This window comes from Pedobacter sp. (genome assembly GCF_965249885.1).
Lineage (GTDB): Bacteria > Bacteroidota > Bacteroidia > Sphingobacteriales > Sphingobacteriaceae > Pedobacter.
In genome coordinates, this window is sequence record NZ_OZ252254.1 from 555,764 (window position 1) to 580,048 (window position 24,285).

22 protein-coding genes are annotated in these 24,285 nt (G+C 37.4%); 4 read left to right on the forward strand and 18 right to left on the reverse strand.

Annotated features, from left to right (window positions below; translation table 11 throughout):
* Positions 1–33: 33 nt before the first annotated feature.
* A complete protein-coding gene (locus ACY2A0_RS02390) occupies positions 34–2,601 on the reverse strand; it encodes a zinc-dependent metalloprotease (protein WP_461788008.1) in 2,568 nt (855 codons plus the stop codon).
* Positions 2,602–2,756: 155 nt separating this feature from the next.
* Positions 2,757–3,776, reverse strand: coding sequence for a DNA polymerase III subunit delta (gene holA, locus ACY2A0_RS02395; RefSeq protein ID WP_461788009.1), 1,020 nt, complete (start codon positions 3,774–3,776; stop codon positions 2,757–2,759).
* A gap of 121 nt (positions 3,777–3,897) precedes the next feature.
* Here holA and ACY2A0_RS02400 point away from each other — a divergent pair, with 121 nt between their 5' ends.
* Positions 3,898–4,356: a type I restriction enzyme HsdR N-terminal domain-containing protein gene (locus ACY2A0_RS02400; RefSeq protein ID WP_461788010.1), complete on the forward strand. Its 459-nt coding sequence runs from the start codon at positions 3,898–3,900 to the stop codon at positions 4,354–4,356.
* A 62-nt stretch (positions 4,357–4,418) separates the two neighbouring features.
* On the opposite strand, the gene ACY2A0_RS02405 is transcribed toward ACY2A0_RS02400, so the two are convergent.
* The 14 genes from ACY2A0_RS02405 to ubiE form a co-directional block, all read right to left on the reverse strand.
* Complete coding sequence (locus ACY2A0_RS02405; RefSeq protein WP_461788011.1) at positions 4,419–6,320, reverse strand: amidophosphoribosyltransferase; 1,902 nt, start codon at positions 6,318–6,320, stop codon at positions 4,419–4,421.
* Between the two features lie 114 nt (positions 6,321–6,434).
* The gene (murI, locus tag ACY2A0_RS02410; RefSeq protein ID WP_461788012.1) at positions 6,435–7,259 is read right to left on the reverse strand and encodes a glutamate racemase; all 825 of its coding nucleotides are present in this window, start codon (positions 7,257–7,259) and stop codon (positions 6,435–6,437) included.
* A 57-nt stretch (positions 7,260–7,316) separates the two neighbouring features.
* Positions 7,317–7,910 (reverse strand): OmpH/Skp family outer membrane protein, encoded by a 594-nt coding sequence (locus ACY2A0_RS02415; RefSeq protein WP_461788013.1) that lies wholly within the window; start codon positions 7,908–7,910, stop codon positions 7,317–7,319.
* A gap of 32 nt (positions 7,911–7,942) precedes the next feature.
* Complete coding sequence (locus ACY2A0_RS02420; protein ID WP_461788014.1) at positions 7,943–8,473, reverse strand: OmpH/Skp family outer membrane protein; 531 nt, start codon at positions 8,471–8,473, stop codon at positions 7,943–7,945.
* A gap of 29 nt (positions 8,474–8,502) precedes the next feature.
* Complete coding sequence (bamA, locus tag ACY2A0_RS02425; protein ID WP_461788015.1) at positions 8,503–11,043, reverse strand: outer membrane protein assembly factor BamA; 2,541 nt, start codon at positions 11,041–11,043, stop codon at positions 8,503–8,505.
* Between the two features lie 63 nt (positions 11,044–11,106).
* Complete coding sequence (locus tag ACY2A0_RS02430) at positions 11,107–11,847, reverse strand: isoprenyl transferase (RefSeq protein WP_461788016.1); 741 nt, start codon at positions 11,845–11,847, stop codon at positions 11,107–11,109.
* Positions 11,848–11,864: 17 nt separating this feature from the next.
* The gene (porG, locus tag ACY2A0_RS02435) at positions 11,865–12,671 is read right to left on the reverse strand and encodes a type IX secretion system protein PorG (RefSeq protein ID WP_461788017.1); all 807 of its coding nucleotides are present in this window, start codon (positions 12,669–12,671) and stop codon (positions 11,865–11,867) included.
* A complete protein-coding gene (locus tag ACY2A0_RS02440) occupies positions 12,672–13,553 on the reverse strand; it encodes an NAD kinase (RefSeq protein WP_461788018.1) in 882 nt (293 codons plus the stop codon).
* A 69-nt stretch (positions 13,554–13,622) separates the two neighbouring features.
* Positions 13,623–14,285, reverse strand: a complete 663-nt coding sequence (locus tag ACY2A0_RS02445) for a CBS domain-containing protein (RefSeq protein ID WP_461788019.1) — start codon at positions 14,283–14,285, stop codon at positions 13,623–13,625.
* 56 nt (positions 14,286–14,341) lie between these two features.
* Positions 14,342–15,106 carry an alpha/beta fold hydrolase gene (locus tag ACY2A0_RS02450; protein ID WP_461788020.1) on the reverse strand — a complete coding sequence of 255 codons (765 nt, stop codon included), beginning with the start codon at positions 15,104–15,106 and terminating at the stop codon, positions 14,342–14,344.
* Positions 15,107–15,210: 104 nt separating this feature from the next.
* Positions 15,211–15,657, reverse strand: a complete 447-nt coding sequence (locus ACY2A0_RS02455) for a GatB/YqeY domain-containing protein (protein ID WP_461788021.1) — start codon at positions 15,655–15,657, stop codon at positions 15,211–15,213.
* A gap of 132 nt (positions 15,658–15,789) precedes the next feature.
* A complete protein-coding gene (locus tag ACY2A0_RS02460) occupies positions 15,790–16,548 on the reverse strand; it encodes an SDR family NAD(P)-dependent oxidoreductase (RefSeq protein ID WP_461788022.1) in 759 nt (252 codons plus the stop codon).
* A gap of 47 nt (positions 16,549–16,595) precedes the next feature.
* A complete protein-coding gene (gene porT, locus ACY2A0_RS02465; RefSeq protein WP_461788023.1) occupies positions 16,596–17,342 on the reverse strand; it encodes a type IX secretion/gliding motility protein PorT/SprT in 747 nt (248 codons plus the stop codon).
* Positions 17,339–18,067, reverse strand: coding sequence for a bifunctional demethylmenaquinone methyltransferase/2-methoxy-6-polyprenyl-1,4-benzoquinol methylase UbiE (gene ubiE, locus ACY2A0_RS02470; protein WP_461788024.1), 729 nt, complete (start codon positions 18,065–18,067; stop codon positions 17,339–17,341). The genes porT and ubiE overlap by 4 nt, the downstream gene beginning before the upstream one ends.
* 199 nt (positions 18,068–18,266) lie before the next feature.
* On the opposite strand from ubiE, the gene yihA reads away from it, so the two are divergent.
* Positions 18,267–18,908 (forward strand): ribosome biogenesis GTP-binding protein YihA/YsxC, encoded by a 642-nt coding sequence (gene yihA / locus ACY2A0_RS02475; protein ID WP_461788025.1) that lies wholly within the window; start codon positions 18,267–18,269, stop codon positions 18,906–18,908.
* A gap of 24 nt (positions 18,909–18,932) precedes the next feature.
* Positions 18,933–19,790 (forward strand): UbiA-like polyprenyltransferase, encoded by an 858-nt coding sequence (locus tag ACY2A0_RS02480; RefSeq protein ID WP_461788026.1) that lies wholly within the window; start codon positions 18,933–18,935, stop codon positions 19,788–19,790.
* A gap of 74 nt (positions 19,791–19,864) precedes the next feature.
* Here ACY2A0_RS02480 and ACY2A0_RS02485 read toward each other — a convergent pair whose 3' ends face one another.
* The gene (locus ACY2A0_RS02485) at positions 19,865–21,829 is read right to left on the reverse strand and encodes a KUP/HAK/KT family potassium transporter (protein WP_461788027.1); all 1,965 of its coding nucleotides are present in this window, start codon (positions 21,827–21,829) and stop codon (positions 19,865–19,867) included.
* Positions 21,830–21,900: 71 nt separating this feature from the next.
* Positions 21,901–23,499 carry an arylsulfatase gene (locus ACY2A0_RS02490; protein WP_461788028.1) on the reverse strand — a complete coding sequence of 533 codons (1,599 nt, stop codon included), beginning with the start codon at positions 23,497–23,499 and terminating at the stop codon, positions 21,901–21,903.
* Positions 23,500–23,671: 172 nt separating this feature from the next.
* On the opposite strand from ACY2A0_RS02490, the gene ACY2A0_RS02495 reads away from it, so the two are divergent.
* On the forward strand, positions 23,672–24,181 hold the full coding sequence (locus tag ACY2A0_RS02495; protein WP_461791232.1) for a T9SS type A sorting domain-containing protein: 510 nt from the start codon (positions 23,672–23,674) through the stop codon (positions 24,179–24,181).
* Positions 24,182–24,285 lie beyond the last annotated feature (104 nt).

The following is a 24,285-nucleotide window of genomic DNA, read 5'->3' on the forward strand; positions in this document are numbered from 1 at the left end:
TCGAGGGATTCAAAAATTCAAACAATCTAATAATTATTTTTTAGCATCTAATGCTTGCTCAATTCTATCAGACAAATCTTCTAAGTGATATTTAGTTAAGGTATCAGCAGCTGAGTTAGCTTTTATCGCTTTACCCAATTCACGTAACTGGCCTTTCACTACTGAAATTACATCAGTTTGGTTAGCTGATAAACCTGCTGGAGCACCGCTGCCTCCGCCTCTTCCGAAAGTTTGTGCTGCATTAGCAGGAGCTGTTGGAGGGTTAACAATACTGATTAACTTTTCAACGTAAGCTTTTTGTAAGTTCCTACGATACACATCGATAGGAGTACCTGCTTTTAACTCAGTAAATATCGCACTATTCAAATCAGTGAATAAATCAGAGATCTTATATGCAGTAGCGCCATCAGTAGCTTCAGCAGCAACTAGGTTGCCTAACACTCTAGTAGAAGTTAAACGTGACAAAGCGATACCTTGTAATCTAGCTACTACATTCATTGGGTTTTCACCAGTGTTATCCAAAATAGTTTGGTCTAGCAACCAGCGAGGCGTAGTAAACACCTGACGATTTAAAAACTCCATTGCTTCCTTTTGAGTAGCGGCAGGAGTACGTTCATAAATTACACCTGCTTGATCAACCGTTTTTGGATTTTCGTAGATACCACCGATGTTTTTCGCAACGTGACCGATGTAACGACCATATTGCGTAGTTAACTGTCCGTACATGTTTTGCAACTCGTCGTAACTTTCACCTGGTTGTTTAGTCCATGTTTTTAAGTTAGCTAAAATCACTTTCAAGTTCTTGATACCATAATCACTAGCCTTCATCGCGTTATCGCTTAAATCTTCATTTTGCGAGTGCGGATCATCAGGATTAGTTTCAGTACCAAACCATAAACGTCTGTTTTTAGCGGACTCAGTGGTCATTTTATCCAATATTTTCATATCAGAAGCTACACTTTTGCTATCAGGAAAATATTTATAACCCCATTCAATAGCCCATTTATCATAGTCACCAATACGTGGATATAATCCAGATTTGCTAATGTTATCTTCTGGTTGTGCTACATAATTAAAGCGGGCATAATCCATAATTGATGGTGTGTGACCATTTTCTTCCACCCATTTTTTATTGCGAAGATTTTCAACAGGCACAGTTGAACTTGAGCCGTAGTTGTGGCGTAAACCTAAAGTGTGTCCAACTTCGTGTGATGAAACGAAACGAATCAAATCACCCATTAACTCATCGCTAAAGTTAACCGTACGAGCTCTTTTATCAACAGCTGCAGTTTGGATGAAATACCAGTCACGTACTAGCTTCATTACATTGTGATACCAGTTGATATGGCTTTCCATGATTTCACCTGTACGAGGATCTGAGATGCTTGGACCACTTGCGTTAGGAATTTCAGATGGTTTGTAAACGATTGCCGAGTTACGTGCATCATCTAAGCTCCAAGTAGAGTCTTGAGCTTTTGTAGGTGCCATTTTACCAATAATAGCATTTTTAAACCCTGCTTTTTCGAAAGCTTTCTGCCAATCGTTAACGCCGGCTATTAAATAAGGCACCCATTTTTTAGGCGTAGCCGGATCGATGTAGAATACAATTGGTTTTGCTGGCTCAACTAGCTCACCTCTTTTATACTTAGCCATATCCTGAGGTTTAGGCTCTAGTCTCCAGCGTTTTACCAATTCAATTTCCTTCACACCTTGTGGATTGGCATCAAAATCAGTATAACCGACAGTGAAATAGCCCACACGCGGATCAAAATAACGAGCTTTCATAGGCACTTTTGGCAATATTACCAACGAGGTGTTCAACTCTAATGTTACGAAACCACTTGCTCCGGCGCCGCCACCAAAAGATGGAGCACCACCGCCCATACCCGTTGATGGAGCAGTTTTTGAATAGGTTTTCACGGTTTTAATCTCCACGTTAGTTGGAAAACTCTTTACCTCCTGAATATAGCTCCTATCAGCCTGTGGACTGCCAATTCCGAATCGGGATTTAAACATTGGTGAACCGAAGAAGAAAATGTCATTATCGCTGTTAATGTAACTAGTCACATCAATTACACTTCCGTTTTTTCCGGGTGTATAAGCGGCAATATCAAATGCAGCAGCAATGGGCTGTACGCTTGAATTTTGCAATGATTGATACATGGACGAAGTACTGTCAGCGCTATAAGCTCTAAAGCTGATTTTACGCATAAAAATTCTGTTATTTGGTCCCTTCTCAAAGCGAATTACAGAACTTCCAATTTGATCACCAGCATAGCCTTGTGCGGCACGTACTTCGGCACCTGATTTTGAAATGCGGCTTACTACTAAAATATCTCTATTTAAAGTTGTATCAGCAATTTCGAAGTAGAATTTATCCTCAATTCTGTGAGAAGTAATCATCCCTTTACGCGTCAGTGCTTTATTGGTGATTACTTGGTCATAAGGTTTTGGTTGTGCTTTTGGTGCGGCAGCGCCGAAAGCTCCAGCACCACGCCTGGTTGTGTCGCCTGGTAAACCGCCACCTTGTGTTGGGCGTTGGGCGTAACTCAAAGTTACGGTACCAGCTACCATTAATACGGTTAATAAATGTTTCTTCATTAATTTGTTGAATAAGTTAATCGTAACGTAAAAATAAGCTTAGGGAAACGAATATTCCTTAAAAGGATATAACTTATTAGTTACACTACTTATTTGTTTGATTTGTATCAAAAAACTGACATAGCAAGGCGCTAAAGACAAATGTGATTGGAAAATTAGTGAAGCATTTTGAATACCAGCTCTTTCAATAAATCTCCGTCAGATGTATTGCCGCTACTGTCTAAACCTTTACTTTTCAAATCATATTCACGTAATAAACTGATGATTTCAAAGGTTTTGCCGGCGCCAAAAGTGCGGGCAGCAGCTTCGTAGTCTTTAACAAAATACGGACTCACCCCCAATTCTTTAGCAGCGTCATTTTTATTAGGGAGATAATGATACTTCAAGATTTTGGAGAAATAAGAATTTAGGTTTGCCATCACCATCACCAATGGGTTGGCTTTAGGGTTTCCAGCAAAATAATTAATGATTTGGTTACACTTAAGCACATTCCGAGTAGCTAAAGCCTTTTGAAGCTCAAAAACGTTATACTCTTTACTGATCCCAATGTTTCTTTGAATGTGATCAACTTGTATGGTTGTAGATGGATTTACATTAAGGCAAAGCTTTTCTACCTCGTTAGCAACCTTAGAGAGGTCAGTGCCCAAATACTCAGCCATCAGCGCTACCGCCTGAGGTTCAATTTTGTATCCTTTTGATTTGATGTGATCTTCTATCCAAGGTACTAATTTATAATCACGCACCGGATCACTCTGAAAAACAACGCCGCTGTTATTAATTGCCTTATAAACTTTCTTGCGCTTATCAAAATTACCATATTTATAAGCGAGCACCAAAATAGTGCTAGGCAGTGGCTTCTCAAAATAGGCTAAGGTAAATTCGGCTTCTTTACTGCTCCCTTCACTTGCCCATTTTAAATCCTGAGCTTCCTTTACAATAATAACCTGATACTCCGACATCATTGGATAGCGCTTTGCTGCATTCAAAATAGTTGCCATATCTGTATCCTTACCATAAAGCACGGTTTGGTTAAAACCTCTTTCACCATCAGATAAAATGTGTTTCTCCATGTACTCCACAATCTGATCGATGTAATAAGGCTCCTCGCCTTGCAATAAGTAAACAGGCTTGAATTTTCTTGCTTTTAAATCCTTAATGATATCTTCGGCAGTCATTATCCAAAATTACAATTTTATCCCGTACGTACGGGAACCATTTTAGATTTGCTGAAGATTGTGAGTAAATTTTGAAGTTCCCATCAGCGCTTTTCACTTTCAACTTTTAACTTTGTTGGCGATGTTTAATCCTACTCCACTTAACTTACCGTACTATCCATTCAAAATCAGCCAGAAAGATGGAATGTATTTCATTTTTGACGAGATTAGAAAAAAGCATCTAGTACTTACACCCGAAGAGTGGGTAAGACAACATTTCATCAAATTTCTGATTAAGGAAAAACAATTTTCGCCAAACTTAATGCAAATTGAAGGTGGCCTAAATCTGAATCAAACAAAAAAGCGAAGTGATATTTTGGTATACAACCAAACTGGGGAAAAGTTAATGGTTGTAGAATGCAAGGCGCCGTCGGTTAGTATTACTCAAGCTACTTTTGATCAGGCGGCCAGATACAATTCGGTTTACAAAGCCAAATGGCTAGCAATCACCAATGGTTTAAACCACTATTATGCCATGATTGATCACGAAGCTAAAGGTTTCTCATTCATCGAAGAATTACCGATTTATGGGCTACTATAAAGGTTACAAATCAAAAAGGGAGAAATCCTTTTGAATTTCTCCCTTCGTAATTATTGATGAACTTAATAAGCTCTCTGGTTATTGCCCTCTTTCCAGTTGATAAATGCTTTATTTACCACCTTATTTCCACCAGGCGTTGGGTAATCTCCAGAGAAATACCAATCACCAGCATGATCCGGACAGGCTTCGTGTAAATTTTCCAGCGTTTGGTAAATTACTTCCACCTCTGCCACTGTATCAGCAGGAGTGATGATTTTAGCAATCTGATCAGAAATTTCCTGAGGCGTAAAAGGTTTATAAATTTCTTTTACGTGGTTAATAATCTCTTCTTTAGGTAGCTCAAGCGAGGCTTTACATTTTTGGTAAACATCTTCAATGATATGTTCCTGACCTCTATCTTTTAGCAATTGAATAGCCGCATCAAAAGCAACAAACTGCCCCATTTTCGACATATCGATACCATAACAATCGGGGTATCTAATTTGAGGTGCCGATGAAACGATGATGATCTTTTTTGGATGTAACCTATCAATTATTTTTATGATACTCTGTTTAAGTGTTGTACCCCTTACGATAGAATCATCAACTGCAACTAAAGTGTCGGTATGGTTTTTAATTACGCCATAGGTAGTATCGTAAACGTGGGCTACCATTTCTCCTCTGTCAGCATCTTGAGTAATGAAAGTACGCAGTTTTACGTCCTTAATAGCCAACTTCTCCACACGTGGACGCATTGACAACAAGTCATCCAGCGCTACATCATCCAACACTTCTTTTCGTTTTAGCAAGGTTTCCTTTTGCACGTCCCTAATGTATTTGTGCAAACCATCTACCATACCATAAAATGAAACTTCAGCGGTATTAGGAATGAAAGAGAAAACTGTATTTTTTAAATCGTAGTTTACCGTTTTTAATACTTGAGGGCATAACAACTCTCCTAATCTTTTTCGTTCTTTATAGATATCGGCATCACTACCACGAGAAAAATAAATACGCTCAAACGAACAGGCTTTTTTCTCTAGCGGTTCGCGGAACATTTCTTCGCTTACAGTACCATCTTTTTTGATAATTAGGGCATGTCCGGGTTTAATTTCCTTGACATTCTTAATTTGTACTTTAAAAGCAGTTTGTATTGCAGGACGTTCAGAAGCAGCCACAACCACTTCGTCATCTACATAATAAAATGCAGGACGAATACCGGCTGGATCTCTCATCACAAATGCATCTCCATTACCAACAATGCCCGACATGGTATAACCACCGTCCCAGCTTTTGGCCGAACGACGCAAAATGTTTGCAATATTTAAATTAGTAGAAATCTTTTGAGTGATTTCGACATTGCTTAAACCGTCTTTTTTATACTCGTCAAAAAGCACCTGATTTTCATCATCCAAAAAGTGTCCAATTTTTTCCAGTACCGTTACGGTATCTGCTTTTTCCTTTGGATGCTGTCCAAGTTCGTACAATTGCTCCAATAGCTCATCAACATTAGTCATATTGAAGTTGCCGGCAATTACCAAATTTCTAGTCATCCAGTTATTTTGACGCAAAAATGGGTGGCAGTTTTCAATACTGTTTTTACCGTGTGTGCCGTAGCGCAAATGGCCTAACAATACTTCGCCAATGAAGCTAACGTTTTGTTTCAGGAAATCGGTGTCCTTCATTAATTCAGGAGTTTCTTCCTGTATGCCAACAAATTTGTTTTGTACGTAACCAAAAATATCGGCAACCGCATTTTGGGCCATCGATCTGTAGCGACTAATGTAGCGGCTACCAGGTTTCATATCTAATTTAATAGTGGCAATACCAGCTCCATCTTGACCACGATTGTGCTGCTTTTCCATCAACAAATACAATTTGTTTAAGCCATAAAGTGCAGTACCGTATTTTTCTTGGTAGTATGAGAGAGGTTTTAACAAGCGGATAAAGGCTATACCGCATTCGTGTTTGATCTGTTCGCTCATTGATTGTGAATGAAGCTGCAAATCTAGCCTTTTAAACTTTTAAAACCTAGCAAGAAACTACTTGTTTTAGAAGCTTTACATCATTTTTGTGTTATATTTTTGACACTGAAAACTTTAGGATTTTAATTTCTCTGATAGAATTTTTTTACCAAGAAATATAGATGCTTGGGCGTCAAAAGTTTGAGTATCACCTGTAGTATAGAACAATTGTTTGCGTTGCTTATCTAATTTGCTCTCAATTTCTGGATGACGTAAGAGATAATCTGTTAAACTGTTGGCCACAATATCGCCTTGAGGAATTAGCTGTATTTTGGGTGAAATATATTTAGAGATTTTTGGTATCAACAGTGGATAATGAGTACAAGCCAATAGGATGGTATCAATATCAGCAGATTGATTCAGTAGTTCATCTGCATATTTTTTCACGAAATAATCTGCACCTGGTTGGTCGTGCTCGCCATTTTCAATTAAAGGCACCCACATTGGACAGCTTTGTTGGTACACTTCAACCGCTGGAAAAAACTTATTTATCTCAATTAAATAGGATTCTGACTTTACCGTTCCCCTCGTTCCTAGTACTCCTACGGCATTTGTTTTTGTAAAAGTTCCTATCACTTCAGCCGTTGGCCTAATTACTCCCAAAACCCTATGATTTGGATACTTTTTTTGAAGATCAAGTTGTTGGATGTTTCGTAGTGCTTTGGCGGATGCCGTATTACAAGCTAAAATTACCAGAGGACACCCTTTTTTGAAAAGCCACTCTACACATTCTAAGGTGTATTGGTATACGGTTTCAAAACTGTGATCACCGTAAGGCGAACGAGCATTGTCTCCTAAGTAAATATAATTATAATTAGGGAGACGCTTGGCTATAGATTTAAAAACCGTTAAACCTCCAAAGCCCGAATCAAAAATACCTATAGAATTGCTTAAGTTCATATCAATAAAAAACGGGACTAAGTTACCTTAATCCCGCCATTAACTTTTAAAAAATTCTTATGGTTTTTTAATTCCAGCAGCTGGTTTAGATACTGGAGCAGCAGTGGCACTAATACCTAGTTTAGTTTTTACAGCACCTGTGATGTCTTCACCGCCATCAAAATATACCAAGTTATTAAAACCTTGTGAAGCAGAGATATCGAAGACATAAGCTAAACCTTTATCTTTAGAAATTGTAGCAATAGCTGCAGCTACTTTCTGTTGCAGTGGAGGAAACACTTCTGCTTGTTTTGCTTCTACTGCTTCTCTAGCCTTGTTACGAGCATCTTCAATTCTTTTCTGCAAGTCGTTCAATTCTGTTTGTGCAGCTTGTAATTCTTTCACCACTACATCTTTGTTAGCTTCGCTCAATGTTCTTTCTTTTTCCTGAGCTGCTTTCAATTTATTTTGATACTCAGTAATCATTTTATCAATTTCAGCTTGTTTAGTTTTTGCCAAGTTTTCAATTGTTGTTGATACTGTTTTAGCTTCCGACCAGGTAGAAAATATCTCGTCTGAATTTAGGTGTCCAAATTTTTGTTGTGCATTTGCAACATGGGTAGTTAACAATAATCCAGCAGCTACAAATAATCCGTTAATTAACTTTCTCATTTTATTTTCCTAATGTTTGTTTCTATTGTGCGTTATTTTACTAATGTACCTGGCTTAAAACCAAGCTTGATAATTACATCGTTGCTGATATCATAAACAGGGCTAGCGTAAATCATCATAGTGCTTTCACTGCTTTTATCAAAAACGAAGTCAATGTATTTGTTTTTTGCCACTTCTGCAATGGTAGAAGAAACTTTTTCTTGAATTGGCTTCATCAATTTAGTACGAGTCTGAAATAAATCTCCCTCCGGACCAAATTTTTGTCTTTGCAACTCTTTCGCTTTTTTTTCCTTTTCGATGATATCATTTTCTCTCTTTCTGCGCATATCGTCTGTAAGCAATACCTGATCTGCCTGATAAGCTTTATACATGGCATCCACTTCTTTGAAAACGTCATCTACTTCTTTTTGATATTGTTTTGACAAACCTTCTACCTGTGTTAACGAAGATTTATAATCTGGAATATGTTTCAAGATATATTCTGTATCAACATAAGCCATTTTTTGTGCGGATACTCCTAAAGTCGTTAGAAGTAAAAATGCTGCTAAAAATAATTTTTTCATACTTAGTAGTCCCTTTAAGTGTGTGTTAATTAGTTAAATCCACCAAGTTGTTGTGCTATGCTAAAGTGGAATTGACCCTTATTAGCATCTGGCAAACCTGGAATCTTATCAAATCCATAACCATAATCTATGCCAAGTAATCCAAAAATTGGTAAAAATATCTTTGCACCAACACCAACTGATCTTCTAACGTTAAACGGATTGAAATCGCGGAAGCTGTTCCAAGTGTTACCAGCCTCACCAAACGCTGTCATAAAGGCAGTTGCCTGCTGCGAACTAATTACTGGATATCTTAATTCCATTACATACTTGGTGAAGATTGGACTACCAGAACTTTGAGCAATGGTTGGGTTAGCACCAACTGGAATTACAGAGTTATTGGAATATCCACGCATTGCAATAATCTCTGATCCTTGTAAGAAATCAAAACCTTGCATACCATCACCTCCTAATTTAAAACGTTCGAACGCTGATTGACCCACTGCTTTATTATACGAACCTAGGAAACCAAATTGTGCCTGTCCTTTAAACACTAATTTACCCACTACAGATTCGAACCATTGAGCTTCAAATTTCCATTTATGATACTCCGTAAATTTATAACGTTGCTTATCTGACGCTGTTGCGTAGTTTACATTGTTGAATAATGAATATGGAGGCGTTGCTTGTATCGTAAATCTTAAATAAGCACCACCTGTTGGGAATATATTATGATTTCTTGAATCTCTCGAAATTTCTTGTGTAATGTTCAAGTTGTACGACTCACCAGTGCTAAATAAATACCCTGGATAATTGTTCAAAATGTATTGGTTCAAATTGATGGAATGGCTTAAAGAGAACCAGTTATCTGGCCATTTCAACCTTCTACCCAAACTAAATGAAACCCCGTTTAAACGAATACCATAATAGCTGCTATTACTTTTGGCCAAACCGTTAGACTGTAATGAAGTAAAAGCACTTACACCAAAACTAACTGGTTTTTTCCCTCCGAACCAAGGCTCAGAAAAAGAGAAACTATACGATTGATAGAACTTACCATTGGTTTGTCCACGTAAGCTTAGTCGTTGTCCATCTCCTTTTGGAAGCGGACGATAAGCTTCACCTTTAAATAAATTTCTCAAGGAGAAGTTATTAAACGTTAAACCAAGCGTGCCGATTACACGTCCACCGCCAAAACCGCCTGATAATTCGATTTGATCTGAAGGTTTTTCTTCTACGTTATAAACAATGTCGACAGTACCATCAGCTGGATTTGGTTTAGGTACAGGGTTAGTTTTTGACTCGTCGAAATTACCCAATTGGCCAATTTCACGAACACTTCGAATAAGTAATTCCTTCGAAAAATAATCTCCGGGTTTAGTCCTGATCTCCCTTAATACTACCCTATCATTGGTTATGGTGTTACCCAAAACACTCACTTTGTTTATCGTATATTTCGGGCCTTCATAAATACGCATTTCAACGTCAACGGTATCGTTATGAATTTTTGTTTGTACCGGATCAACATTAAAAGTTAAATATCCATCGTTAAGGTACAAACTTGAAACGTCATCACCATTAGCGCTGCCGCGAAGTTTCTTTTCCAATTTCTCCTCGCTGAAAACTTCGCCTTTTTCGATACCAAAAATTTTCTCTAAAAATTCGGTACTGTATTTAGCGTTACCAACCCAACTAATATTACCAAAGTAATACTTAGGGCCTTCGTACATTTTGATTTTAATACCTACAGTTTTATCATTATATCGATAAACGCTATCACTAATGATAACCGCATCACGATATCCTTTTTCATGTAGTTTAGATACGAAGTTCAATTTATCTTCTTCGTATTTTTCTTTATTAAATTTACCACTACCAAATACTTTGTAAAAAGCACGTTGTTTTGTCTTTTTAAGGTATTTCCTAAGCTTCGCTGATTTAAACTCTTTATTACCCTCAAATTCAATTTTTTGAACCTTTACCCTTCTACCTTTATCGATATTTACCTGAAGGATAACACTATTTTCTTGATTTGGATCGGGTTTAGACTTGTAGTTGATCTTTGTATAGAAAAACCCTTTTTCGTAAAGATATTTGTTAATTACCGATCTGGTAGTGTTGTATAGGTTGTCATTGATGATCGACTTTCCTGCCCTATCTCCAAGTTTCTCTTCGATATCAGTTTTTTGCGATTTACTAATTCCTGTAAATTCAAAACCGCTCAATCGGGGCAGTTCAACTACGTCGATATTAAAATAAACCGTATCGCCATTAATTTTAGCTACGTTAAGCTTAATATCATCAAACAAACCTTGCGCCCACAGATTTTTAATTGCATTAGCTGTAGCTTCACCAGGTAACATGATAGTTTCACCAGTAGTTAATTTAGATAGCACTATAATTACATCCTTATCCAAGTATTTAGAACCGGTTAAAGTAGTGCCGCCGATAATATATTCTTTTGGAGTAAAATAGTCTAAATCAAGGCCATTTACTTTTAATGAAGGTGCAGCTTGTTGTGGGTTACGAATTTGAGCTAATGATGGCAAAGCAATCAAAAGCAAAAATGCAAGGTGGTATATTCTTCTCATTTACAATCTAAAAAACGTTGCTAAGTTAATTTAAACTCATGTTAAAAAGTGTTAAAAGAAAAATTAGTTCAATTGCTCACTAATTTTCCCGAAGCGACGTTCACGTTTTTGATAATCCACAATGGCTTCGAATAGATCTTCTCTTCTAAAATCAGGCCATAGTGTTTCTGTGAAATATAATTCAGTATAAGCCATTTGCCACAACAGGTAATTGCTAATTCTATGCTCACCGCTGGTGCGGATCATCAATTCAGGATCAGGAATTTTTGCCGTTGTTAAATAAGAGGCAAACAGTTCTTCGTTTATTTGATCGATACTTAAGTTTTGTTCTTTTACTTGTAATGCAATTTGTTTGGCTGCTTCAACAATTTCCCATTTAGCACTATAGCTTAGCGCAAGTGTAAGGGTACAACTGGTATTAGCCTTTGTTTTATCCATAGCAGCCGCTAAATCATCAATACATTTTTGTGGTAATGATTTTAAATCTCCTATTGCATTTAGCTTAATATTATTTTTGTTAAGTGTCTCCACTTCTTGGTTAATGGTAGAGATAAGCAATTCCATTAAAGCGTTAACCTCTTCAATAGGACGGTTCCAATTTTCTGTGGAAAAAGCGTAAACCGTGAGGTATTTTACTCCTATTTCTACACAGCCTTCCACGATATCTTTAACAGAGAGCACACCGCTTTCGTGACCAAAAACCCTAAATTTCCCCTGATTTTTTGCCCAACGTCCATTACCATCCATAATAATGGCGATATGTTGCGGCAATCTGCTTACATCTATTTGATCTTTAAAATTCATTACTGTGTTTGACACGGCTAAAAGTTAAAACACTTTTGGCTCACAAAGGTATAAGTTATGCCAATACCTACAAACATATAAGCATCTCTTTTTCTAAAATCTCCTCGTTGAATATTCTTTCCGCCAACATTATAACCCAAAACCTCGTTTGAGCGATCAGAAAGAAGAATTTGCGTTCGTCTTGTGTTGGCATCAGCAGCATACTTTTCAGGATCAATATAGTTCTCACTTACGTCATCTAGGTAATCCGTATAAGCATTTCGATATCCTATGTTAGTGAAAACGGTCCAATTATTCTTGATATTGTACTTCAATCCAAACCCAAATGGGATGCTTAATGCATAGGTTTTATAATCGTAGCCCTCTGTATCGTACATAGCCAATTTATAGGTAGTGCCTTTATAGGTAGTTTTTGGATTGAACAGGACTGCGCCAACACCTGTGTATAAATACGGTGAAAATCTGGAATAGCCCCCACCCGAAAAATAGTCGAAAAAATTAAAATCAACTATGAAACTAAACTCTTGTATCGTATTGCTGAAGCTAAGATTACGCTGTCTGAACTGTTCATTGCTAGATTTGGAATCTTCAGCCTTAATTTTCCCCATATAGTAATTAAACGACAAGGTCCAATTGGGATCAAAATTTGCCCTTAAAAAACCGCCGAATGAAATCCCGCTAATTGCTAACGGATTAGTGGGATTTAAATCACCAATATATCCTGCACCTCCAGCCTGCGCACCAACTTCCCATACCTGAGCTTTGGTTTGAGTAAGAGAGAATACTGAAAAAATTGTAACTAAAAGTGTTTGTTTGCAGTTCATTTAGTAGTTGCGGGTATCAATACCCCAAAGCAGTTTATTCCTTAACGTAGTTAGAAAGGTTTCATTGTTAAGGCGAATAAGATTTATATTAAATTTTGCTTTGTTGATACTTATTTTCACATTTCTATCTACGGTTTCAGTCCGCGAATCGCAGGTTAGCAAAAATTTCGTGCTTCGAGCTTCTACTTCAAAAGCCAATTCCACATCGTCAGGAATGATAATTGGCCTAACGTTAAGGTTATGCGGAGCCACCGGAGTGATGACAAAATTTTGTGCATTTGGCAAAATAATTGGCCCACCACAGCTCAATGAATAAGCGGTAGATCCGGTTGGCGTAGCTATTATAAGGCCATCTGCCCAGTAGGAGTTCAGAAATTCGCCATTTAAATAAGCGTGTATGATCATCATCGCAGAGTTATCCCTCCGATGGATAGTGATGTCATTTAAAGCAAAGTTTTCTTCACCGAATAATCCGCTTTTCGACTCAAGGTTGAGCAAACTGCGCTGATCAATAGTATATTCGCCATTTACTAAGGCGTTAATTGCAGCACTAATTTCAATTTTATTGATGCTGGCCAAGAAACCCAAGCGGCCAAAATTGATTCCAATTACCGGTATTTGCGAATCCCGAACAAACGAAATAGTATCTAGCAAGGTTCCATCGCCTCCTAAACTTAACAGGATGTCAGCTTTAGCAGGCAAATCTTCGTGACTTTCAAATGTGCTTAAATTGTTTGGTAGCACAAGTTTTTTTTCAACAAACTGGAAAAACTTTCTATAAATAGCGATGTCGATTTCAGTACTTGCCAAAGCATCAATTACCTGCTGAACAAAAGGCAATACGTTGTCATTAAAATCTCGACCGTAAATAGCTATCTTCATTCGTTATTCTGTTTTTTCATTTATTTGAACGTAACGGAAGTTTGGTTTCGCTAAATTAGCTCAATAATTCTATACGTTGAGGTAATTCATGAAGGAATTAAATCTGTCCATTGAGCCATCATCATTACTACTGTTGTTAAATACAGCTTTTATTTCATAATCATAGCGTTCAAACGTGGCAACAATGCCCGAAAGATCTGTTTTATTGATTTTTAAAGTTACTTCTAGCCTGGTAGAATCTGGAAAAGAACTGATATATGATGATAAAATTTGTGCATTATCAGATTCCACGATTTGCGCCATATGCGCTAATGAATTGTTCCTATTGCTAATTGAAAGTACGATTATACCTCCAGGCTCATTTACGGAATAAAGGTTTGCTGTGAAATTCAATAGCTTGTTTATGGATACCAAGCCTAAGTAGTTCTTCTGCTGATCCAAAACCGGAACCACTGAAAGTTGCAGTTCGCTCAATAAGCGGATCACCTCGTAGATATGTGCATTTTCAAACGTAAATGAATTTAGTAAGGTTAGCGGCAATGCACCAATCGCAATTTCAGTATCCCTTACCTCCATCAGTTCTTCTTCAGAAACTAAACCTAGATACTGTATTTCATTAACAATGGGCAGATGGTATAACTTGAATTCGCTCATACGATCCAGCGCTTTACGTACTGTATCAGAAGTACGTAAAGGTGGTATAATATTCGATATGAGTTCTCCTGCTATCATTTACTTTTATTTTACGACTTTGTCAATTTATTAAAGACTAAGTCTGCTACTTGCTATTACTTTAGCAAAATTCTGTCCAAAAATTTTTCCAAGTAATTGTTAAATACCTCGGGCTGCTCCATCATTGGTGCGTGACCGCATTTATCTACCCAATTTAGCTCAGAATTAGGCAGTAACTGATGAAATTCCTGTGCAACATCGGGTGGAGTAACCTTATCTTGTTTGCCCCAAATTAAAGACACTGGAATGGTAATCTTTTTAAGCTCCTTAGCCATATTATGTCTAATAGCTGATTTAGCCAAAGCTAAAATTCTTATCACCCTTGCTCTATCATTAACCGTTTTGAACACCTCATCAACCAATTCTTTAGTTGCAGTTTCAGGGCTGTAAAAAGTGAATTCAACTTTTTCCCTTATAAAATCATAACTTTCTCTTCTCGGAAAAGAACCTCCGAAAGCATTTTCATAAAGCCCAGAACTGCCAGTGAGCACCAGTGCCTTTACAAATTCCTGATGGGCAACCGTAAATACTAAACCTACGTGTCCACCTAACGAATTACCAATTAACACTACTTGGCTAAGCTTCTTAAATTTCAAAAAACGATGTAAATGTTTGGATAAACTTTTTACACCAAGGGTTAAGATAGGCAACTCATAAATCGGCAAAATAGGCACCAACACTCTGTAACGGCCTTTAAACTTTTCAACCGTGTGTTCCCAATTGCTTAATTCGCCCATTAACCCATGAAGTAATACCAAAGGTTCCCCTTCGCCAACCTCTATATACTTAAAACCTTCTTGTTCAATTACTTCGTAATTCATAAATATTATTGTGTGTATTTTCGGTAAATGCTACTAAGTTAACAGCGTAAATGTAATTAATATTAAACAATATCCTATTTTTTACTCGTGTTTTACCTACAGAGCTAATTGAGCTTACTTTTTACTATCTCGCCAATTAGTTTTCCTTCAGCCTTACCAGCCAACTGTTTATTGGCTAATCCCATTACCTTGCCCATTTCTTTAACAGAGGTTGCACCACTTTCGGCAATAATAGAGTCAATTATCGCTTCTACTTCGCTCCTATCTAACTGTTTAGGCAAATACTGTGTAATCACATCTATCTCTTCCTGCTCTACCTGGTATAAATCATCTCTACCTTGTGATTTATAGATATCAGCAGATTCTTTGCGCTGTTTAACCAATTTCTGTAAAATCTTGATTTCAGCATCTTCATTAAGCTCATCAGTGTGACCTTTTTCTGTTTTAGCTAAAAGAATGGCAGCTTTAATGGCTCTTAAACCTCTTAATTTAACTTGATCTTTAGCCAACATGGCTTGCTTGATCTCTTGATCTATATTTGTTGATATCATCTTTAAAATGGTTAATTGGTGTTCGGTTAAATGGTAATTGTTTGCCTACAGATTAACCAACTTCAAAAGTTTGTAGGGCTATTTGCTTCGCTGTCGATTAACCGACTTCAACAGTGAAAACAGTTAACCAATCTAATCTCTTTTTACAATCGTTGCAGCGGCTTGTGCTGTTGGCATTATCAACATATCGTTAATATTCACATGTGCAGGTCTGCTTACCGCATACCATATCGCATCTGCAATATCTTCTGCTATTAGCGGCTCAAAACCATCGTACACTTTTTTCGCCCGGTTTTCATCACCTTTGAACCTCACAATTGAAAATTCTGTTTCTACCATACCCGGATGGATAGCCGTTACCTTTATTCCATGAGGCAGTAAATCTATACGCATGCCTTTGCTAAGCGCATCAACCGCATGTTTAGTGGCACAATACACATTACCATTTGGATAAACTTCTTTACCTGCAATTGAGCCAATATTAATGATATGACCTTTCTTGCGCTCAACCATCCAACCCGACACTACTTTACTTACATAAAGTAGACCTTTTACGTTGGTATCAATCATCGTATCCCAATCATCAGTATCACCTTTATCAATGGGATCTAAACCTTGACTTAAACCGGCATTGTTGATTAGCACATCAACATCTTTCCATTCGCTAGAAAGCGTTTCCAATACATAATTGATATTTTCCTTATCACGAACGTCGGCTTGTATGGTTTTTATCTTTACCTGATATTTTTCAGCAAGCTGTTGTGCTTGTGAAAGCAAGAGATTTTCTCGGCGGGCAAGTAAAATTAATTGATAGCCTTGGGCCGCAAAAGTATCGGCGCAAGCTGCTCCTATACCAGATGTTGCTCCTGTAATTAATACTATTTTTGCCATTAGATGTAAAACTTTAGCACAAAGTTATACTTTTTCTTAAAAGCGCCTTACTCGAAAAACAAGCTAAAAGTAAAATTCCTCAAAATAGCCTTCTCAATTGGTGTTGCGTAAGGGTGATTTTCATGTTTGAGCACATCAGTAAAAGAATGTGATATTTTTATTTCTGGCGACATTTTGAAATACTCAAAATACAAATCGAACCCAATGCCAGCCTCGTAAGACGCATAATTCTTTCTATTTTTCAGTACTTTATTGATCAAGTCTTTATTGGCATCATCCGTTTTTTTGCCAGAAGCTAAGTCCATGGAATATTTCGCACCAACCAATACATAAGCCCTAAAATCTTTTCTACGCTCAGATTTCAGCTTTAGCGAAAGAGGGAACTCTACCATTGTTGCTGCTATTTTTTGCTGAATGCTAGAGAATTCTGTATTGTAAACTGCTGGTTGTTGGTATTCGTAATTCACCAATCTGTCATCAAAAACTAGGGTAGGTGTAGTTCTTAAATCGAAATTTTTATTAATTTTTTTATTAATTACAAAGCCAATCCCAAACCCGGTAGACAAAGGTGAACTAATCGAATTCAGTGGGTCTGTAATTGGACGATTATTATTTTCATAGTCCAAAAATACCTCTCGCCAGTTAGGAGACCGAATAATTTTATATTCCGAAGCGATGTATTGAAAAGTGAATCCCCAATTAAAATCTTGCTGATCAATACCGCCGCCCCAATTTTGAGCTTTAGCGGATGATAAGGTTAACCAAAATAAGGCGATTAGTAATGTTTGTTTCATTTAATACCGGTGTAGATGGCACTTATACCAAACGTAAGCGGTCTGTGTTTGGTATTTTTGTAGCCAACTTTTTCCATCAAGGCAGTAAAATTGTTGCCGTCTGGAAAAGCTTGCACCGATTCTTCTAGGTAAGCGTAAGCTTTTTTATCCTTTGAAAAAAGGCCGCCAAAAAACGGAGTAGCATACTTAAAATAAAAGTGATAAAGCTGTTTAATAGGGAAAACTCGTGGCTTAGAAAACTCCAATATCACCACTTTACCTCCGGGTTTCAATACGCGGAGCATATCGGCAAGTCCTTTTTCTAAATTTTCGTAATTACGTACGCCAAAAGCCACGGTGATTGCATCAAATGTATGATCATCAAAATGCAACCCTTCCGAGTCGCCAAGTTGCACCGAAAATACCTCCGATAAATTACGATCATTAATTTTTTTCCTTGCTACGTCGAGCATTCCCGCTGAAATATCAACGCCTATTACCTGCTTTGGCTTCAATATTTTGATGGACTCAAAGGCGAAATCCCCTGTTCCTGTTGCCACATCTAATATTTTTTGAGGCTGATCTTTTAGCAGCTCCTTAATCGCCTTTTTACGCCAAACAATGTCAATACCTAAAGATAAAAAGTGATTTAGAAAATCATAAGTACCAGAAATGTTATTGAACATACTTGCTACTTGTTCTTTCTTAGTTTCAGGACCTGAATAAGGAGTAATTTGTGGATTCATATACGAGTTCAAAGATAAGTTTAATTGCTGAATTGTTAAATTGTTTGAATACAGATTAGTACATAGCCGTGTAAAATGATGCTTTGCTGGCAATTGGTATCAACCGATTAAATCCAAACAAACCACAGCAACGAGGTATAAAGCAGATAAAAAGTTTAAAGATACAGCCTCTTCCAACATCATTGCTTACCTTTGCTATATGATCATAAAATCAGCAACATTCGTAGTTAGCAACACAAAAGTATCTGCACTTCCGGAGGCAAACATGCCCGAATATGCCTTTATTGGTCGTTCTAACGTAGGTAAATCCTCATTAATCAACAAGCTTGTTAATCAAAGTGGTTTGGCAAAAACATCTCAAAAACCCGGAAAAACACAGCTTATCAATCACTTTCTAATAAACGAGAAATGGTACATTGTGGATTTACCTGGATACGGTTATGCGAAGGTTTCCAAAACCAGCAGAGAAAAATGGGAAAAGTTTATCAGGGCTTACCTTACTAAAAGAGAAAATTTACAATGTGTATTCGTACTGATTGACAGTAGGCTGGAACCACAAAAAATTGACTTGGAGTTTTGCTGCTGGCTTGGTGAATGCGGCATTCCATTTGCGTTAATTTACACTAAAGCAGATAAGCAAAGTGGTGTAAAAACCGACCAAAATGTGTCAAAGTTCCATAAATCTTTAAAGAATTGGTTTGAAGAAATCCCACCTTTTTTCGTGACCTCTTCTGAAAGCGGCTTAGGACGCGAAAAAATCCTTGAATTTATACAAGAGGTTAATGAAGACTTTGTGATGCCTATCTTAAAAAAACCAGACCATAACGCTCAGCCACAATAAACATATTCTTTACGTCGGTTTAACATGAAAAAATTTTTCTCGTTAGTTTTATTTGCTCATTCGATATTTGCCATGCCTTTTGCCTTGATTGGTTTTTTTCTTGGCGTAACAAATACCGACCAACCTTTCAATTGGTACTTATTACTCGCTGTAGTTTTATGTATGGTATTTGCCAGAAATGCGGCAATGGCATTCAACAGGTATTTAGATAGAGACATCGATGCGAAAAACCCGAGAACAGTAACAAGAGATATCCCGGCGGGAAGAGTATCAGCCAATGAAGCGCTAACTTTTGTAATTATAAACTGCTTATTGTTTGTAACTACCACTTATTTCATCAATCAACTGTGTTTTTACCTCTCGCCTATTGCTATTTTTGTAGTTTTATTTTATAGTTACACTAAAAGATTTACCGCACTTTGTCATTTAGTTTTAGGCTTGGGCCTGGGTTTGGCACCAATAGGAGCTTATATTGCAGTAACTGGCCAGTTCGCCATAATTCCTGTGTTATATTCTTTTGCTGTATTATTTTGGGTTAGCGGATTTGACATCATATATGCGTTACAGGACGAGGAATTTGACCGTTTAGAAAAACTGCATTCTATACCACAAGCTTTGGGACGCAAAAATGCGCTCAACTTATCGTCCCTATTGCACGTATGCTCTGCTGTATGCGTAATTGCTCCGTTATACTTCTCACCCTTCAGCTGGCCATACTACATCGGAGTAATATTTTTCTGCAGCATGCTGATCTACCAACATCGCCTAGTTAAACCGAACGACATCAGTAAAGTTGATAGAGCATTTGCAACAACCAATGGTTACGCCTCAGTAGTGTTTGCAATTTGTTTTTTAGTAGATGTTTTTTTAAGAAGCAGGTAATTCATTAGTCGCTGAATTTATAGCAAAAATTCAATCCAATTGACTAGGCTAACTTAATGCTTATCAACACGTTTTTATACAGGTAACCTGTGCATTTCGATATCATCTGGGCTAACGAAGATCAATGGCACTTTTTCTACATCAACATAGCTTGAATCTAAACCAAAACTGGTTACTTCAGATAAACTCAATTTTTTAAGAATCATGTAGTAATCCATGATGGTTTCTTCGTAGAAACTCAAATTGGTAAATCTGCTCAAAGTCTTTTCTAGTAACACGAATCTGAAATCACCGGCTATTTTATGTTTATTTAAGGAAGTGTATTGACTGGTAATATCCACCTCGCCGTTTTTCACCAATTCTTCTACTACTTTTCTGTAAAGTAGGTTTACACGCTGTTCAATCCTAAATCCAAGCTTAAAATCAATACGAATCAGCTTCCCAGGGATTAAAAACTCCACTTTATAATCCATAGTGTACGGCTCATCCATTACATCAACGTGAACCAACCAATACACATCAGCACGTTTTGGCTCTTTTTGTATGATCGAATAAATGATTTTAGATTCTATTTCGGTTTTAAAATTAGCGCTAGTTAAATAAACCAATTGCGAAGAATATTTCGGAACTGAGGTATCGTTGCTAAGCTCAGTTATAATATCGTAGTAATCTTCAATTTCAACGTATTTAACAAATCTATTTTTGATTTTTCTTGCTGCATACCACGTCCACATTACGCTCAACAACAACATACTAATCATTAAAGTTACCCAACCGCCATGAATGAATTTGGCCATATTACCTACTAAAAAGGCCACTTCAATACCGGTGTAAACAATTACGAAAAGTACAATTAAATACATTGGAAATTTCTTCCTCAACATGTAAACCGCAACTAGAACGGTAGTCATTAAGAAAGTTAAATTAATCGCCAATCCATAAGCGCCCTCCATATTATCAGATCTTTGAAACGCAAGTACGATGATGATACATCCTACACAAAGCAACCAGTTGATTGATGGCACGTACAACTGTCCTTTCTGTACACTAGGGTAATTGATACGCACCTTAGGCCAAAGATTTAACCTCACTGCCTCAGAAATTAGCGTAAACGAGCCGGAAATCATTGCCTGCGAAGCAATTACGGCTGCTGTGGTGGCTAATATCACGAGATATAACACCAAGTTTTCCGGAACTAACTGGAAAAAAGGATTTGACAATTCATCGTGTGGATTATACCCTTGAGCATTTTTCAATACCCAAACGCCTTGCCCTAAATAGTTAAGGATAAGCATCGACTTAACGAAGACCCAGCTAACGCGAATATTTTTCTTACCGCAATGCCCTAAATCGCTATACAAAGCCTCAGCACCTGTGGTACAAAGGAACACTCCCCCTAATATCAGTAAAGCCTGCGGATTTGTAACCAACAAATGAATGGCGTAGTACGGACTTAAGGCTTTAAAAATCCATGGATCATGCAATACTTGCAGTAAACCAATTACCCCCAACGTGGCAAACCAAAAAAACATGATCGGACCAAATAACTTACCTACCAAATTAGTTCCGAACTGTTGTATGATAAACAAACCAGCAATAATCGAAATTACAATCGGGATCACTGGAACTTCAGGAAATTTCAGCTTTAAACCTTCAATTGCGGAAGTTACGGTGATACTTGGCGTGATCATACCATCTGCCAAAAGCGCTGCTCCTCCGATTATTGCGGGTACTACTAACCATTTCGCCTTCTTACGCACCAAAGAATAAAGCGAGAAGATTCCCCCTTCACCTTTGTTATCGGCCCTAAGGGTAATTATCACATATTTAATGGTAGTTTGTAAAGTTAAAGTCCAGATGATACAAGATAATGCTCCTAACACGATAGGTTCATTAACCGACTGACCGGAATCTACGACTGATTTAAATATTGCTTTTAACGTATATAGTGGCGATGTACCAATATCGCCAAAAACGATTCCCAATGTTACTAACAACCCACCGGCAGTAAGGGCATTAGCGTTCTTATGATTTGACACTCAGTATAATTTTGAAGCAAAATTACATAAATATATAGCGGATAAAAATCTATTTCTGAAAATAGCTGTAATTAGTGCTCGCGAGCAAACGTCTCGCCACGTTTTTTCATACTTGTGCCGTTGATTGGGTAAACGTTATTTGCTTTAGCCCACGCTATCCATTTTGCCTCAAGCTCTTTTACTTTTTGTGGATTTTTACGTGCCAAGTCATTCAGTTCGGCACCGTCATTTCTCAAATTGTAAAGCTCCCAAATCCCTTGGTAAGGCAACTCTTCGGTACTTTTAGAAACCAACTTCCATTGATCATCCAAAATTGCCATGTTGCCTTCGTGCTCCCAATATAGTGTGCGTGGAGCGATGGTCTTGCCCATTAACAAAGGCAAAATATCTTGTCCATTAACTTTGTTAATTGTATTTCCATTATAAATTGTTGGATACTTCACCCCCGCTACCGCTAAAAAAGTAGGCATTAAATCAATCACGTGGGCGGGCTGGTTATTATTGAGAATAAGCCCAGTATTTTTAATTTGATTTGGCCAACTTACAATAAAAGAAGTCTTAATACCACCCTCATAACTTCTAGTTTTGTATTCTTTGTAGGGAGTGTTGCTTAAATTTGCCCAATAGCCTCTATAACTTTCGTAACTATCATCAGTACCAATCGTTTCCATAGTTGGTGTACTGCGACTTAAATATTCGGCACAAGCGCCATTGTCGGACATGAAAACTACAATGGTGTTATCGTAAAGTCCTTTTTTCTTTAACATATCAGTGATACGGCCCACACCTTTATCCATACAATCAACTTGAGCCGCATAGATCGCCATCCGCTTTACCCACATTGCCCTATCTTTTACTGGAATTTTATCCCATGCTGGAATGGTATCTTTTGGACTTAATTTAATATCATTACCCGCCAGACCCATTTTTTTCTGCTTTTCATAACGTTCCTCACGCAGTTTATCCCATCCTTTTTCGTACACGCTAATGTATTTTTTCACATCGGCTTCTTTAGCGTGCAACGGCCAGTGAGGTGCCGTGTACGCTACGTACAAGAAAAATGGCGATTTCTTACTGTCCTGTTGACTGATAAAATGCGCAGCCGAGTCTGCAATTGCATCTGTTAAATAAAAGCCCTGCTCTATTTTAAGCGGCTTGTTGCCAGAGGTAAGCGTTTTAGGAGTGAAATAGCTTGCTGAACCTTGTAAAATTCCGAAATAGCCATCAAAGCCACGTTGTAAAGGCCAATTACTTTTATCGCCTTTTGGTTTGATATTAGCACAGACATGCCACTTGCCACTGGCGTAACTCTTATAGCCTGCAGGCTTCAGCGCTTCCGCAATAGTTACACAATTTTTATTGATTTCTCCTCTGTATCCGTAGCTGTTTTGATCAAATCCAGTCATAAATCCAAGGCCTGTATTATGCGCATACTGCCCAGTCAACAGCGATGCTCTAGTAGGACAACATCTTCCAGTATTGTAAAATTGTTTTAAGCGCACACCTGATTTTGCTATCGCATCAATATTCGGAGTTTTAATTTCAGACCCGTAACACGAAAGATCAGAATACCCCATGTCATCAGCCAATATAACCACAATATTAGGCTTATGTTGAGCATTTGCTAAACCAAACGCCAACGTTAACAAAGCGAAAAAAATCTTCTTCATATTTCGTTTATAATAATTCGAAATCAATATACAATAAATCGAAATTTAAAAGAAAACAAATGAAAAATTTAATACTGAATTACATGCTGTTAAATATTGTTAAAAAATAAGTTAGTCTTTCTTTTTATTTAAATTGTTTGTTTAATTATTTATATTTTTGTTAAACATTTAAATGAAGACAACCGCAGTGAAAATAGCGCTCAAAAGCCGTCTAGCATACTTGATTGTGATGCTTGTTTTCGGTTGTTTTTCAGTGTTTGCACAAAAGATAGATACGAATAAGATTTGGCTTAAGCCAAAAGCGAAAGTGGCAAGCAGAATTCCTGTGATAAGAGGAAGTGTGCAACCATACCGACCTAGTTACAACGTACTTTCCTCATCCAATGCGGGCGGAGAAAGTAATCGCGAAAAAAGTGCAAAAACGTTAACTATATTAAAGATATATCCCAATCCAGTGGTTGAGCAATTAAATATCAACTTAAGACTGGAAAAGGAAACTAATGTATCTATTAAAATTACTGATTTGCTTGGCAACGAAATTGTAACGCTTTCCAATGAGAAGATGCCTGCCGGCGAACATACAAAAACCTACAATATGCCCTCTAAACTTAATGCAGGTATTTATTTCCTACGTATTGTAGCTGGCGGAGAGCCTCTTATCAAGCGAATTTCAGTGCTTTAACCATATATGCAAATCCTTTAGCAATTAATACTTTGTTTGAAGTTGAAATTGATTTAGGAGTGGTTCCAACTAAAGATCATTTTCCTCAATAAAAACTATATTTT